The 14,644-nt window shown below is 62.4% G+C and carries 14 protein-coding genes; 5 read left to right on the top strand and 9 right to left on the bottom strand.

Features of this window, described 5'->3' with window-relative positions; all coding sequences use genetic code 11:
* Positions 1 to 12 precede the first annotated feature (12 nt).
* A complete protein-coding gene (locus tag FHT79_RS25600) occupies positions 13 to 480 on the top strand; it encodes a nuclear transport factor 2 family protein (RefSeq protein WP_183904422.1) in 468 nt (155 codons plus the stop codon).
* Between the two features lie 158 nt (positions 481 to 638).
* Here FHT79_RS25600 and FHT79_RS25595 read toward each other — a convergent pair whose 3' ends face one another.
* The 4 genes from FHT79_RS25595 to FHT79_RS25580 form a co-directional block, all read right to left on the bottom strand.
* A complete protein-coding gene (locus FHT79_RS25595) occupies positions 639 to 1,106 on the bottom strand; it encodes a response regulator (RefSeq protein WP_047616656.1) in 468 nt (155 codons plus the stop codon).
* A 70-nt stretch (positions 1,107 to 1,176) separates the two neighbouring features.
* Complete coding sequence (locus FHT79_RS25590) at positions 1,177 to 3,099, bottom strand: ATP-binding protein (RefSeq protein ID WP_246714054.1); 1,923 nt, start codon at positions 3,097 to 3,099, stop codon at positions 1,177 to 1,179.
* 23 nt (positions 3,100 to 3,122) lie between these two features.
* A complete protein-coding gene (locus FHT79_RS25585; protein WP_183904420.1) occupies positions 3,123 to 3,782 on the bottom strand; it encodes a response regulator transcription factor in 660 nt (219 codons plus the stop codon).
* Positions 3,779 to 4,954 carry a sensor histidine kinase gene (locus FHT79_RS25580; protein WP_246714053.1) on the bottom strand — a complete coding sequence of 392 codons (1,176 nt, stop codon included), beginning with the start codon at positions 4,952 to 4,954 and terminating at the stop codon, positions 3,779 to 3,781. The genes FHT79_RS25585 and FHT79_RS25580 overlap by 4 nt, the downstream gene beginning before the upstream one ends.
* 144 nt (positions 4,955 to 5,098) lie before the next feature.
* On the opposite strand from FHT79_RS25580, the gene FHT79_RS25575 reads away from it, so the two are divergent.
* A complete protein-coding gene (locus tag FHT79_RS25575; RefSeq protein ID WP_063474031.1) occupies positions 5,099 to 5,557 on the top strand; it encodes an SgcJ/EcaC family oxidoreductase in 459 nt (152 codons plus the stop codon).
* Between the two features lie 291 nt (positions 5,558 to 5,848).
* The gene (locus tag FHT79_RS25570; protein ID WP_063474032.1) at positions 5,849 to 6,406 is read left to right on the top strand and encodes a DUF3299 domain-containing protein; all 558 of its coding nucleotides are present in this window, start codon (positions 5,849 to 5,851) and stop codon (positions 6,404 to 6,406) included.
* A gap of 227 nt (positions 6,407 to 6,633) precedes the next feature.
* Here the strand turns inward: FHT79_RS25570 and katG are convergent, their stop codons facing one another.
* Entirely contained in the window at positions 6,634 to 8,823 is a 2,190-nt protein-coding gene (gene katG, locus FHT79_RS25565) for a catalase/peroxidase HPI (RefSeq protein ID WP_183904419.1), read from the bottom strand.
* 144 nt (positions 8,824 to 8,967) lie between these two features.
* Between katG and FHT79_RS25560 the strand changes: the two genes are divergently transcribed.
* Positions 8,968 to 9,882 (top strand): hydrogen peroxide-inducible genes activator, encoded by a 915-nt coding sequence (locus FHT79_RS25560; protein ID WP_047616668.1) that lies wholly within the window; start codon positions 8,968 to 8,970, stop codon positions 9,880 to 9,882.
* Between the two features lie 18 nt (positions 9,883 to 9,900).
* Here FHT79_RS25560 and panB read toward each other — a convergent pair whose 3' ends face one another.
* Together panB and panC are read right to left on the bottom strand one after the other, a co-directional pair.
* Positions 9,901 to 10,722 carry a 3-methyl-2-oxobutanoate hydroxymethyltransferase gene (panB, locus tag FHT79_RS25555; RefSeq protein WP_047616670.1) on the bottom strand — a complete coding sequence of 274 codons (822 nt, stop codon included), beginning with the start codon at positions 10,720 to 10,722 and terminating at the stop codon, positions 9,901 to 9,903.
* Complete coding sequence (panC, locus tag FHT79_RS25550) at positions 10,719 to 11,648, bottom strand: pantoate--beta-alanine ligase (protein WP_063474035.1); 930 nt, start codon at positions 11,646 to 11,648, stop codon at positions 10,719 to 10,721. The genes panB and panC overlap by 4 nt, the downstream gene beginning before the upstream one ends.
* 277 nt (positions 11,649 to 11,925) lie before the next feature.
* Between panC and FHT79_RS25545 the strand changes: the two genes are divergently transcribed.
* The gene (locus tag FHT79_RS25545; RefSeq protein WP_097543303.1) at positions 11,926 to 12,399 is read left to right on the top strand and encodes a ProQ/FINO family protein; all 474 of its coding nucleotides are present in this window, start codon (positions 11,926 to 11,928) and stop codon (positions 12,397 to 12,399) included.
* Positions 12,400 to 12,680: 281 nt separating this feature from the next.
* On the opposite strand, the gene ugpC is transcribed toward FHT79_RS25545, so the two are convergent.
* Both ugpC and FHT79_RS25535 read right to left on the bottom strand, forming a co-directional pair.
* Positions 12,681 to 13,742, bottom strand: coding sequence for a sn-glycerol-3-phosphate ABC transporter ATP-binding protein UgpC (gene ugpC, locus FHT79_RS25540; RefSeq protein WP_097543304.1), 1,062 nt, complete (start codon positions 13,740 to 13,742; stop codon positions 12,681 to 12,683).
* Positions 13,743 to 13,764: 22 nt separating this feature from the next.
* On the bottom strand, positions 13,765 to 14,619 hold the full coding sequence (locus tag FHT79_RS25535; protein ID WP_097543305.1) for a sugar phosphate isomerase/epimerase: 855 nt from the start codon (positions 14,617 to 14,619) through the stop codon (positions 13,765 to 13,767).
* Positions 14,620 to 14,644: the final 25 nt, after the last annotated feature.

Raw genomic sequence — 14,644 nt, 5'->3', positions numbered from 1 at the left:
GGAGCTTGATACATGACACTCGGGAAATCGCTTTTCGCACTCGTCATTCTGGCGGGCGTCGCCGCGCCGGCCGGCGCTTTTGCTGAATCGGCCTCGCGGGATTTGAAGGTCGAGGAAGCCAACCGGAAGCTGGTGGTGGAGTTCTACGACAGCTTCTTCAACAAACACGATCTGGAAGCCGCCTCGGTCGTCGCCGACGACTACCGGCAGCACAATCCGCAGGTTCCCGACGGCAAGAAACCTTTGATTTCCTTCTTCTCCGGCTTCTTCAAGGACAATGCCCAATCGAAGGCGGAGATCGTCCGCAGCGCCGCCGATGGCGATCTCGTCTGGCTGCATGTGCATGCGACGAACGGCGTCGACGACCGCGGCCAGGCCATCGTCGATATTTTCCGCGTCAAGGACGGCAAGATCGTCGAGCACTGGGACGTGATCCAGGCGGTTCCGAGCGAGGCTGCCAACAAGAACACGATGTTCTGAATTCTAGGGGGCCGGCTTGCGGCCGGCCCCGTCATTGGCGCCATGCGCCTGGTTCAGCCGTCTCATTGCTGCCGATTTCCGCTGCACTGCTGGGTCAACATTCGCCAATGGCCTAACGCCCATACGCCAAGATAACTGGCACCATCAATCGATCCCGATCAATCAATCCGGGGACGCTCCGATTTCGGCGTCGCCAGTCCGTGTTTGGCGAGTTCCAGTGTCAGGATACGTGTTTCGAGAAGGTTGAAGATGCGAAGCACCGCCTCGATCGCATCGAAGGGCTTCGTCAGAAAATCCTTCGCACCGAGCGAAAGCGCCCGTCTGCGCGTCGGCAGGGTCGCATCCGCAGTGAGCACCAGGATCGGCAGATAGCTGTTTTCGGGAATGAGCCTCGCAAAGGTCTCCAGCAGGGCGAAGCCGTCGAGATCGGGCATCATCAGATCGAGGAGAACGAGATCGACAGGATGTTCGCGGAAAAGCCGCAAGGCCTCGCGCGGTTCGGTGGTGCTGATCAGCGCGGTAAAGCCTTCGCGCTTGAGGATGCGCTCCAGCAGCGAGACATTGGCGGGCTCGTCGTCGACGATCAGGATTGTCGATCCTCGCACGATATCGGTGGAATCTGTCATGGACCCAATACTTCGTTGAAGCGATGCCGAACTGATATCAAGCAGCGCGACCAAATCAAAGGCGATACCATTAAGGTGGGCTTCGCATCGCAGCCTGCCTTGCCTCTACCGACGCCGGCACGCGCGGCAGATCGATATGGAACGTGGCGCCGCCTTCCCGGTTGCTGAAGCCGAGCGTTCCGCCCATGGCATCCGTCAGATGTTTCGACAACGCAAGTCCGAGACCGGTTCCCTCCTGGCTCATCCGTTCCGCTCCCAGCCGATCGAATGGCGTGAACAGCCGGGAGAGGCGTTCAGCCGGAATGCCGGGACCGGTATCGCTGACTTCGATGCGGATATGGCCGCCATCCATCGCGCGGTGGCTGACGGTCACGCTTCCTTGGGGGCGATTGTATTTCACCGCATTGGAGAGAAGGTTGAGGAACACCTGCAGCAGCCGCCGTCGGTCGGCGAGCACCGAAAGATCCGGCTCGGCCGGCTCGACGACCTCGATCGTGATCTGCTGCTTGCCGCAGAGCGGTCTTGCAAGCGACACGGCCTCATCGATCACCTCGGCGACGGGCTGTGCTTCGACCGCGAGATCCATGCGCCCGGCCTCGATCCTCGCCATGTCGAGAACCTCGTCGATGAGGCTGAGCAGATGCCGGCCGGCCCTCAAGATCTGCGCGACGCTTTCCCTGGACTCGGCATCGGTGACGTCCATTTCCAGAAGCTGCGCGAAACCGAGCACGGAATTCAGCGGCGTGCGCAGTTCGTGGCTCATGCGCGACAGGAATTCGCTCTTGGCATTGCTCGCGCGGATCGCATCCTCGCGCGCGGCAAGCAGGGCCTCTTCGATTTGCTTGCGCTCGGTAATGTCACGCGTGATCTTGGAAAAGCCGCGCAACCGGCCCGCCTCGTCATGGAGCGCGGTCACGACGACGTGCGACCAGAATTGCGCCCCGTCCTTGCGCACGCGCCAGCCTTCCGCTTCGGTGCGCCCATGACGGGTTGCTTTGGCAAGCTCTTCTGCCGGACATGTATCCCTGGTTTGAGAGGGATAGAAGCGGGAAAAATGCTGCCCGACGATCTCCTCGGCGCCATAACCGGTGATCCGCTCGGCGCCGGCATTCCAACTCACCACCCGCCCTGTCGTATCGAGCCCGAAGATGCCGTAGTCGCTGACACCTTCGACCAATTGCCGAAAGCGCTCCTCGCTCTCGGTCAGATCGGCCTCGCGTCTTTTCAGAAGGACGCTCGCATCTTCGAGCGCCTGTCCGAGGCTCCCCAGTTCATCGCGGAAGGGGTCCGCCACCGTCACGACCTCGCCTTGCGACAGCCGATGCGCCTCGGCTTTCAGCGCATGCACACGGCGCACGATGCTTGCCGAAAACAGGAAGACGGCGACGAGCGCGCCGGCAAAACCAAGAAAGCCGGCGGCGATCATCAGGCTTCGCGACAGAGTGCGAACCCGGTCCGCGGCCTCGGTTCTCGAGTGAAGCAGATCCGCCTCCCGCCGGCTCATCGCGTCGATCTCCTGTCTCAGCTCATCGAGGACCTGCTTGCCCTCGATGAGCTTGGCCGCAAGGTCCTCGCGTCCGCCGGCGCGCAGGGTATCGGCCTGTTTCAGGAGTTGGAGACGGTCGACTTTCGCGTCGACCAAGGCGCGGATGCGGTCGAGGCGCATCTTTTGCTCCCAATCCCGCAATCGGCGGCCGACCTCGTCGAGCACGACGGGCAGCCTATCCTCGGCGCGGTCGAAAGGATCGAGAAAATCACTTCTGCCGGTCAGCAGATAACCGCGCATCGCGGTGGCGGCTTCGGCGATCGAGGCGTGGATCTCCTGAATGCCCGATTGGATCTCCAGCGTCACCCGCACCTGATCCTCAGCAATCCGGCTTTGCCGGTCGGCCACGAAGACCGAGACAAGCGCCGCCAGCAGCAGCGCCAGCGGCACCGTGATGATGACGATGCCCTTTGCTCTGAGCGGAAGGTCGGCGAAGCGCCACGTCATCCCGTTCCCTGTCGTGGTCGCGGTCATTGCTGCTCTTTCGACGTTTCAACGAGCCCGCCGCGAACGGCCATGACCGCGGCCTGCGTTCGGTCCCCGGCATCCAGCTTGCTGATGATGCGCTCGACATGGATCTTCACGGTGCCAGGCGAAATCTTCAGCGCCCTGGCGATTTCCTTGTTGGTCAGGCCCTCGGCCACTTTCGCCAAGACTTCGCGCTCCCGGATCGTCAGCGTCTCCAGGGCGCTGCTGTTGGTCTGCGGCTTGGTGGCGGCGCGGCGCAGCAGCTTGGCGACCAGCGGACCGTCGAAGAAGGCGTCGCCCTGAAGGACGCGCCGGATCGTGCGGAGAATGTCTTCCCGGCTGGCATCCTTGAGCAGGTAGCCGGTGGCGCCGGCTTCGATCGCCGCTTCCAGATAATCCAGGCTGTCATGCATCGTGATGATCATGACGCGCGTGCCGGGCGACACGCGCCGGATCTCCCTCGTCGCGGCAAGGCCGTCCATACGCGGCATGCGGATGTCGAGGAGTGCCAGATCCGGCTTGTGCTGAGCTGCGGCCTCCACCGCCTCGACGCCGTCGCGCACGTCCCAGGCGACATGGAAATCGTCCTGGCCGCCGATCATGGCGATAAGGCCGGCGCGGGCGATGTCATGATCGTCGGCGACAAGGATCGATGCCGTCATTCTGATGGCGTCTCCTGCGCAAGAGGGGCTGCGGCGCGGAGATGCGTGCCGCCCGAAGATCCGGCCCCGATCTCGATGCGGCCGCCGAGCAGCGCCAGCCGTTCACGCATGCCGACGATGCCGAGCCGCCCGCCCCGCATCTGGGGATGGCGCAATTCGCCGATGCCTTTGCCATCGTCGATCACTTCGAGATGCGCTTCGCCCATGCCGTCCTCGAAGAGACGCACGACTAGCCGGCTTGCCTCGGCGTGCTTGATCACATTGGTGATCGCTTCCTGCGCGACGCGGTAGAAGATGATGCCGGTCGATGTCGGCCAGCGATCGGAGGCGGCATCGAGGTCGGCGATCACTTCGAGACCGTCGATCGCATCGAGACGCGTGCGCAGCGCCGCCGCGACACCGAGATCATCGAGTTCGGGCGGGCGAAGATCGGCTATAGCGGCCCTGAGATCGGCAACGGAATGGCGCGCCAATGCAGCGAGCTGGTCGATCTCCGGCTTCAGGGCATGCGCCTCGCCGATGCGGGCCGCAAGGTCTTGCAGGCGGTAGCTGAGGCCGGCGGCCAGTTGCGCCGAGCCGTCGTGAAGATCGAGCGCCACGCGCTGCCGCTCCTGTTCCTGCGCCTGGATCAACTGGGCCACAAGGGCCGCGAGTTCACTTCGCTGCCGCTGGAGATCGCCGAGAAGCGCCTGATTTTCCGCTGCCTGCCGATTGAGATTGTAGGCGTCGGCGAGCTGCCCGGCCACCACCTCCAATGTCTGCCGGTCGTCGGCATCGATGGCGCGGGCTTTCGACGAGCCGATGATCGTCAAACAGAGATCGGAGCCGTCCTGAGAGGCAAACAGGATGGTGTCGCTTTCCGGGCTCGTCGACTTACCCACCGTCAGCTGCACGGGCGCCTCTCCCTGCAATGAGGGGAAAACGAGCCTAGCGAGCGATGCTCCTGCGAAATCTGCAAGCCGGGACAGAACGTCCCGGGCAGCCGTTTCGAATGCCGCGGCATCGAGCAGGTTCTGCACTTCGATGATGAAACGCAGACGTGCCGCTCGCGCTTCCGCGGCCCGGTAAAGGGCTCGCAATTCCGCAACGTTTGGCGAATGCGTCGGACTTGTATCGTGCTCCATGCCCAACAGGACCGCTCCGAAGATGAATGACGCCGGCACGATAGTCATTCCGGCGGGAATGTCATCTATGCCGTTCGGCAGATCGGATCGAAGCCACCCGGCAGATGAGGCGGCAGCTCAGGATACTTAAATTGCTGGTCATGCGGTTGACCGATGCGATGTCCGCCGGAACCGCCACATAGGAAAGTCAAAATGCGTACCATCATTGCTGCCGCTCTCGTTCTCGGTTTCGTTCAGGTCCAGTCGGCCGCGGCGGCTGCCGAAACCGCAGCCTGTGCGCCGACAAGCGAGGCGGAAATCGCCAAGCTCTTCGATCGCTGGAATACCTCGCTTGCGACGCTGAGCCCTCAGGAGGTCGCCAAGAACTACAGCGAAGATTCCGTGCTTCTCGCGACGCTGTCGAACAAACCTCGCCTGACCCAGGCCGAACGGATCGATTATTTCGAACACTTCCTGGCGAATGAGCCCAAGGGCCATGTCGACAGTCGCGACATCAAGATCGGTTGCAACTGGGCCGTCGACCTCGGCACCTACACCTTCACCATGAAGGACGGCTCGAAGGTTCCCGCCCGCTACACCTATACCTATGAGTTCAAGGACGGGAACTGGCTGATCACCTCGCACCACTCCTCGATGATGCCGGAGAAGTAAGGCCTCATGGCTTGCCGGTCCGGCAGGGAGATACCCCATGCGGGGTCTCCTGAGCCTGGCCTGCCGGTCATCTCCCCCACAGCTGTGAGATCGGCCCGACGCACCAGTTTCCCCAAAACAATTGGCATCGCAGTGCGACGAAACGGCGGAGGGTGGCCACGGCACGCCCTCTCCTTATTCTTTGCAAAGCCTGAGTAATCCGCGCCCGAAGCTTTGACGGCTAAGCGGGATCGGGAGTAGCATCCACGCGGCAGCGGCAAGGTGGTCAAAGCGGCCGGCGGTGGAGATGCAATGATGAAACACAGACCTTTCCTCCTGACGTTCGCGGCGCTCGCATTTTGTTCCGCATGGCCGATTTCTGACGCCTTCGCTGCTGCGCAGCCTATCTTCTGGAGCGCTTTACGGCCGGCCGATCAGCCCAAGGCGACGGTGCCGCTGTCGGGTAAGCCGGTGAGCGGTCCGCAGGGCGAAACACTCGCCTGGCACGGCGAGGAACATCCGATCGAATTGACGGGCTTCGTTCTGCCGATCGACCAGGATGGCGATCTTGTCTACGAATTCATGCTGGTGCCTTGGGCCGGAGCCTGCAGCCACATGCCTTCCCCTCCGCCCAACCAACTGGTTCGGGTCGTTCCGCAAGCGCCTTTGCACCTTACAAGAATGTACGAGACCGTCACCGTGACGGGTGCCCTGCAGCCCGGCCTGGATGAGGCGCAATTCTTCATGATCGACGGTAACCGCGTCCTCACCTACGGTTACAGCATGAGCTATGCCCAGGTAGCGACGGCGACGGCCACGACCGATCCCGATCTGCTGTCACTCTCGCCTTTCGGCATTCTGCCTCGCTAAAACGCACATGTGGCGCCACCCCGCGTCTGCGCGGTGAATGACTCCAATCAAAGCAAGGACGTCTCGCGCGCCTAAGGACTTGGGCGCAGTGGATCTCCGTGACATCACTCGGGTCGAGCCCGAGCACAGAGATGAGGGAGAAGAAGGGCTGCAGTGGAAGCGCAAACCGACCCAAAAAAGAAATGCCTGGGCGCAGCCGAAACTGCGCCCGGGCAAAATGCTACCGATCAGACGAGGTCGAAGCGGTCGGCATTCATGACCTTGGTCCAAGCGGCGACGAAGTCCCTGACGAACTTCCCTTTGGCGTCGGCCTGGCCGTAGACTTCGGCGAAGGCGCGAAGCTGCGAGTGCGAGCCGAAGATCAGGTCGACGCGGGTGCCGGTCCACTTGGCAGCGCCGGTCTTGCGGTCGCGGCCTTCATAGACGCCTTCCTTGCCGGCGAGGGGAACCCACTGCGTGCCCATGTCGAGCAGGTTGACGAAGAAGTCGTTCGTCAGCGTCTCGGGACGCGAGGTGAAGACGCCGTGCTCGGGGCTGCCTGCCTTCAGGACGCGCAGACCGCCGACGAGGACGGTCATCTCAGGTCCGGTCAGCGTCAGGAGCTGGGCGCGGTCGACGAGTGCTTCTTCCGGCTTCATGAACTGATGGCGCTTGTCGTTCACGTAGTTGCGGAAGCCGTCGATACGCGGCTCGAGCGCTGCGAAGGAATGCGCGTCGGTCTGGGCTTCGGAGGCATCCATGCGGCCCGGCGTGAAGGGCACGCTGACGGCGTTGCCGCCGGCCGCTGCCGCCTTCTCGACACCTGCTGCACCGGCGAGAACGATCAGGTCGGCGAGCGAGATCTTCTTAGCCCCGGTCTGGGCGGCGTTGAAGTCCTTCTGGATGCCTTCGAGAACGCCGAGCACCTTGGCGAGCTGCGCCGGCTGGTTGGCGTCCCAGTCCTTCTGCGGGGCAAGGCGGATGCGCGCGCCATTGGCGCCGCCGCGCTTGTCGGAGCCGCGGAAGGTCGAGGCTGACGCCCAGGCGGTCGAGACCAGTTCCTGCACGGTGAGGCCGGTGGCGAGAACCTTTTCCTTGAGGTCGGCAATGTCCTTGTCGTCGACGAGCGGATGGTCGACGGCCGGGATCACATCCTGCCAGATCAGGTCTTCGGCCGGAACTTCCGGGCCGAGATAGCGTACCTTCGGTCCCATGTCGCGATGGGTCAGCTTGAACCAGGCGCGGGCGAAAGCGTCGGCAAACTGGTCTGGATTCTCGAGGAAGCGGCGCGAGATCTTCTCGTAGGCCGGATCGAAACGCAGTGCCAGATCGCTCGTCAGCATGGTCGGCAGGTGCCTCTTCGAGGCGTCGTAGGCATCCGGAATGGAGGCTTCGGCGTTCTTGGCCTGCCACTGCTTCGCGCCGGCCGGGCTCGTCGTCAGTTCCCATTCGAAGGCGAAGAGGTTTTCGAAGAAGTAGTTGCTCCACTTGGTTGGCGTCTGCGACCAGGTGACCTCGAGGCCGGCGGTGATGGCATCCTTGCCGACACCGGTGCCGAACGAGCTCTTCCAGCCGAGGCCCTGATCCTCGATCGCGCCGCCTTCCGGCTCGGGGCCGATCAGGGACGGGTCGCCGGCGCCATGCGTCTTGCCGAAGGTGTGGCCGCCGGCGATCAGCGCCACGGTCTCTTCGTCGTTCATCGCCATGCGGGCGAAGGTTTCGCGGATGTCGCGGGCGGAAGACAGCGGATCGGAATTGCCGCCCGGGCCTTCGGGGTTGACATAGATGAGGCCCATCTGCACGGCGCCGAGCGGTTCGGCCAGCTCGCGCTCGCCACTGTAGCGTTCGTCGCCGAGCCAGGTGCCTTCAGGACCCCAGTAGAGTTCTTCCGGCTCCCAGACGTCGGCGCGGCCGCCGGCGAAACCGAAGGTCTTGAAGCCCATGGATTCGAGCGCGACGTTGCCGGTGAGGATCAGAAGGTCGGCCCAGGAGATGCGGTTGCCGTATTTCTGCTTGATCGGCCAGAGCAGGCGGCGGGCCTTGTCGAGGTTGGCATTATCAGGCCAGCTGTTGAGCGGCGCGAAACGCTGCTGGCCCTGGCCGGCGCCACCGCGGCCGTCGGTGATGCGGTAGGTGCCCGCGCTGTGCCAGGCCATGCGGATGAAAAGACCGCCGTAGTGACCGAAATCAGCCGGCCACCAGTCCTGCGAATCCGTCATCAGTGCTTGAAGATCCTTCTTCAGGCCGTCGAGATCGAGCTTCTTGAACTCTTCGGCATAATCGAAGGCCTGGCCCAACGGATCGGCGCGGCCGGAATTGTGATGAAGAATCTGAACGTTCAGCTGGTTCGGCCACCAGTCACGATTCGTCCTGGCAGTCGGAGCCTTATGCGTATGTGCAACAGGACATTTGCCTGCGCTGTCAGTGGGGTTGTCCATGATCGTCTCCTTCATTGCTTGATTTGTCTGCCCGTCGAAAAAGATGAGCCGAGCCGGCGCCCGCTCTCTCCCCTGCAGTCTTCATATCGGAAGCGTTTAATAATTTTAAGTTGGATTTACTGATCGTTGCGATAAGCTGAGCTTATGAAGAATCTTACCCTGAAACAGCTGCGTTATTTTGAAGCCCTGGCAAGGGATGGCCGCTTCCGACGTGCTGCCGACGCCTGTGCCATCTCCCAGCCTGCGCTCTCAATGCAGATCAAAGAACTTGAGCAAGAGTTGGGCAACGAGCTCTTCGAGCGCAGTGCGCGCGAGGTGAAGCTCACTCCGTTCGGCCAGACCTTCGCGCTGCGGGTCCGCGATATCCTGCGCGCCGTCGACGAGCTTGGGGAGCTGGCGCGCGCCTCGCGCAATTCCTTCCTGACGCGGCTGCGCATCGGCATCATACCGACGATCGCACCTTATCTGCTGCCTGTCATCATCAACGACCTGAACAGGACCTTCGCCGGCATCCAGATCGAGGTGCGCGAGACGCAGACGGCGAAGCTGGTTCAGGAACTGGCGCAGGGTCAGCTGGATATGGCGATCGTTGCGCTGCCGGTGTCGGAACCCTCCCTCACGGAACTCGAGCTCTTCAAGGAAGAGTTCGTGCTGGTCAGGCGACATGAGGACGAGGGCAAACCGGTGCCGGAACGCGAGGCGCTGCGCGAAATGCGGTTGCTGCTGCTCGAGGAAGGCCACTGTTTCCGCGATCAGGCCCTGTCTTTCTGCAAGATAGGGGCGGCTCGGCCCCGCGAAGTCATGGAAGGCAGTTCGCTTTCCACTCTGGTGCAGATGGTCAGTGCCGGCATCGGCATCACCTTGATTCCGGAGATGGCCGTTCCGGTGGAAACACGCTCGGCGCGTGTGTCGATTTCCCGATTCCCGTCTCCGCAGCCGTCGCGCACGATTGGCATGGTCTGGCGCAATTCGACACCGATGGCCAAACAGCTGCTGCAGGTTTCCGAGGCGGTCCGCCGGTCGGCCGAGACGATGCGCGAACAGTCTATCGTCCGCTGATGGGCCGGGCGGCTCGCTTCAGGGCCGCCGCTTGAATGTATGCTCGGCTGCCGGAAACTGTCGCGACCGGACTTCGTCCGCATAAGCAGCGGCGGCCGCCGCGATCCTCTTGCCCAGTTCGTCGTAGCGCTTGACGAAACGCGGGGTGAAATCGTTGAAGAGCCCGAGAATGTCGTCGGAGACCAGAACCTGGCCGTCGCAGGCCGAAGAGGCGCCGATACCGATGCTCGGTATGTGCATGGCGGCCGTTACCTCGCGGGCGAGCGGCTCCACCGTGCCCTCGATGACGACTGCAAAGGCGCCCGAGCCGCCGATGGCGTGTGCGTCGCGCCGGATCTTCGACGTCTCGTGTTCGGAATGGCCGACGGAACGATAGCCACCTGCGGTCTGGACCTGCTGCGGCATCAGACCGATATGCCCCATGACCGGGACACCCCGCTTCGTCAGAAAGGCGATGGTCTCGGCCATCTCCTCGCCGCCCTCCAGCTTGACGGCATCGCAGCCGGTTTCCTGCAGGATTCGGACGGCATTGCGGAAGGCGACCTCTTTCGATTCCTGATAACTGCCGAACGGCATGTCGACGACGACGCAGGCCTTGCCGACGCCGCGCATCACCGCCTTGCCGTGCGCGATCATCATGTCGAGCGTGACGCCGATGGTGGTCTCCATGCCGTAGAGCACCATGCCGAGTGAATCCCCGACCAGCAGGAGATCGCAATGCTCATCGAGCAGCCGCGCCATCGGCGTCGTATAGGCGGTCAGGCAGACGATCGGCTTGCCGCCCTTCATCGCCAAGATCCGGGCTGGCGTAAGGCGCTTCTGAATTCCGGCGGCGCTCATCTGGCCACTCCCTTTCCCGGCAAGCTCCGCCCGCCGATAATGCGGTTGCCCCCGGCGACCCTGTTGCCCCCGGCAATCCTGTTGTCACCGATAACCCTGTTGTCGAGAAGCCGTGTCGAGCCGACCCGAACGAAGAGTGCGATGACGACGGGTTCCGCAATCGACGTGACCGGCTGCAGTGTCGAGGCATCCCTGACGGCGACGACCTCCGGCTTTGCCAGAGGCTCGCGATTGAGAAACGCCGTGAGCTTGGCCTCGAGCTTCCCCGGATCGGTAAGGCCGCCGGCGACCAGACGCTCCGCCTCGTCGAGGGTCTGAGGAACGATTACGGCGGCACGCCGCTCCGCTGCGCTGAGATAGACGTTGCGCGACGACAAGGCGAGGCCGTCGGCGTCCCTGACCGTCGGCACCGATATTACCCGCACCGGCACGGCCAGATCGTCCACCATGCGCTTGATGATGACGACTTGCTGGTAATCCTTCTCTCCGAAATAGGCGGTCTGCGGCTGCACGATGTTGAAAAGCTTGCAGACGACAGTGGCGACGCCGGCAAAATGCCCGGGGCGTACCGCCCCCTCGAGTTCGCAGCCGAGATCGGGAACGTCGACGACAGTCAGCATCGGGCGGGGATACATGTCCTCGACGCCAGGCGAAAAGAGGAAATTGACGCCGGCCTGTTTCAGCATGGCGGCATCGCGTTCCAGATCGCGCGGATATTTGCTGAGGTCTTCCGCCGGGGCGAACTGCAGTGGATTGACGAAAATCGAGACGACGACGATGTCGTTCTCAGCGCGCGCACGCGCGACGAGCTCCATATGACCGGCATGGAGATAGCCCATCGTCGGAACGAGGCCGACGGTTCGCCCCTGCCGCTTCAGTGCATCGAGCGTGTGGCGCAGCTCGTCAATACTCGAGAAAACCCGCATATATCCTCCCCGCGGCCGGTCACTCCATCTTGGGCGCGGATATGAAGTGTAATCGATGTGACAGGTCAATGCATATTTCTCGATAAAAACGATTAGATGCAACGGCAGCCGATGACACCAGGCGATATCGACCCCGGAAACGCCATTTCACCACACGGGCTCCCATACCGCTCCTCACCGGCTTGCAGTGGAACCGACGATGTGCGACTTCCGTTACTCGCCCTGTCCGTCAAGATACCATCACAGTCGGTCGCTATGGACGTTACATGGAGGACGCATGGACAAGCCCTGGAAGATCAGCCGCGGACCGATTGCGGCAACCGAGCTCGACGTGGAGAAGGCAAACGCGATCAACATGCTGTTGATCCGGCCGGTCGGCGTCCTTCCGGCCAAGTCGGGAGATCCGATCCGTCCCTTTGCCGTCGGTCTTTTCAACGAGCTCCGTCCGCTCCTGAAGCCCGATGCCGGCGTCACGACCCTGCGGCGAGCGACCGCGGCCTATGTCCACTGCCGGCGCTACTATTTCGCCAGCGCCCAGCCCGATTCCATGCGCCATAGCCTTGACGGCGAACCCGTCGAGCCACTGTCACCCGAAGACCGGCTGGTCGCGCAAAAACGTTTCCTGAGTCTCAAACAGATCAGCGGCAAAGCCGACGCACCAGAGCAGGCAGCACCGGTTCCCGCTCCCCTGTTGAGCAAAAGCGAACAGATCCGCGCGGCCCTCCTCGGCAAAAGGAACGCCGTCAGCTAGAGCACCCCATATCTGGCTGCAGTCATTGCGCGTTTTTGCGCAAGGCGATCCTACGAGATCGATAGAACAGTATCGTATTCCGCGGCGAATAATATCTGTGTGCGGCCGGCGGCCGCGGTTTCCTCCACCATCGCCGCGTTCTGTTGGGTTACCGAATTGGGCAGGGCGCAGGCCAACACGCGGACCTATCGCGACGCAGCTTGAGCGCATTCGGGGTCGGGGGCGCGGAAAACGCGCCCCCGACCGAAGCCCGGCCGAAGGGGAGGGGGCAATCGGCCGGGTCAGTTCAGCGCGGCTTCGCCTGACGTGATCCGCTGTTCGTCTGCGGCGAACAAGTGAACCGCATCGTGGATCGGCGCAATCCTCAGCACCTCGCCGGGTGCCGCCCTGATCCGTTCCCGGAAGACGCAGGTCAGCGTCTGCGTTCCCAGCCGGACGATGACCAGCGTCTCAGAACCCGTGGGCTCGACGACCACCGTCGTGACCGCGATCCCGCCAGGGTCCAACTGGATATGCTCGGGACGAATGCCGTAGGTCACGGCTGCGGGCGGACGTCGCTCGCTCGGCAGCAGCAGGCCGTCGGCAGTTCGAAACCCGTCTTCCGTCATCTTGCCCGCGATGAAATTCATCGCCGGGGAGCCGATGAAGCCGGCAACGAAAAGGTTGTTCGGACGATCGTACAATTCCAGCGGAGAGCCTGACTGCTCGATCAGCCCATCCTTCATGACGACGATCTTGTCGGCCATGGTCATGGCTTCGATCTGATCATGGGTGACATAGATGGTCGTCGTCTGCAGCCGTTGATGCAGTTCCTTGATCTCCGAGCGCATCTGCACCCTGAGTTTGGCGTCGAGGTTCGACAAAGGCTCGTCGAACAGGAAGACGGCCGGATCCCGCACGATTGCCCGCCCCATCGCCACCCGCTGCCTCTGGCCGCCGGACAGCTGTTTCGGATATCTTTCCAGAAGGCTCTCGAGACCGAGGATCTTGGCGGCATTGCCGACCCGCTGGTCGATCTCCGTCCTTGGCATTCGTTTCAGCCGCAACGAAAAGCCCATGTTCTTCGCGACGGTCATGTGCGGGTAGAGCGCGTAATTCTGGAACACCATGGCGATATCCCGATCCTTGGGCGCAAGCTCGTTGACGATATGCTTGCCGATCTGAATCTGCCCTGAAGTGATGCCCTCGAGACCTGCGATCATTCGCAGAAGCGTGGATTTGCCGCAGCCCGAGGGGCCGACCAGCACGACGAACTCGCCGTCGCCGATGTCGACCGATACGCCTTTGATGGCTTTGAACGCACCGTAGTCCTTGCGCGCATTGTTGACCGAAACATGGGCCATAACAGTCCTCCCGAAATTGCCGTCAAAGTCCGTTCAGGACATTTCTCAAATAATCGAGCCCGAAGCGCTCGCCCTCTTTTCGCGCGGCTAAGTCCTTGCCTGGCCAGCCATAGGCGGCATCCTCGTGTTCTATGGACAGCGTGCCATCGAAGCCGGAGCCACGCGCCTGGCGCAGGAACCTCGGCCAATCGATGAGGCCGAGCCCGGGCAGCTTGTATTGCCACCAGCCTTTGCCGTGATAGCCGACAGCCTGCAGTATCTCCGGATCGATGGCCGTGTCCTTGGCATGAAGGATGGCAATGCGATCCTTCACCGCCTCCATCGCCTGATAGGGATCGACGCCGATGCGGATGAGGTGCGAGGGATCGAATTCCAGGCCGAAGCGGGGATTGTCGATCCGCCGAAAAAGCTCCTGCCACCCTTTCGGTGTCGTGCCGATGAAATTGTCCTTCGGACCCGGCCAGTTCTCGATCGCGAAGGTGAGGCCGCTCGATTGCGTCTGCGCAATCAGCCGGTTTGCGAATTCGGCGAAGTCATCATAATTGGCTTCGTCGCTGGCCGTGTCGTCACGGCCCGGGAAGATCACGAAGATCGGAACGTCCGCTTCTCCAATCGCACTGGCAAATTCGGTGGTCTTTGCTCGAAGTTCCTGGCGTCTTGTCCGGTCGGCATCGAGCTGGTTGCCGAAATAGGTGATCGACGACACGAAGAGGCCGCGGCCGCGTGCAAGCGCGACGGCGCCCGTCACCTGGTCGGGTGTCTTGATATGGCCGCCGACATCGATCTCGATTGCGTCGAAACCGGCCGACGCGGCGAAATCCACGACTTCTTCCAGGGGACGATCACTGAATGTCGAGGTGTAAAAGCCGATCTTCACCAAAGTTCTCCGATCTTCACCAAAA

Source organism: Rhizobium sp. BK212 (assembly GCF_014197475.1).
Taxonomy (GTDB): Bacteria; Pseudomonadota; Alphaproteobacteria; order Rhizobiales; family Rhizobiaceae; genus Rhizobium; species Rhizobium anhuiense.
Note: the sequence above shows the minus strand (reverse complement) of the source record. Positions and strands in the feature narration are given on the sequence as shown.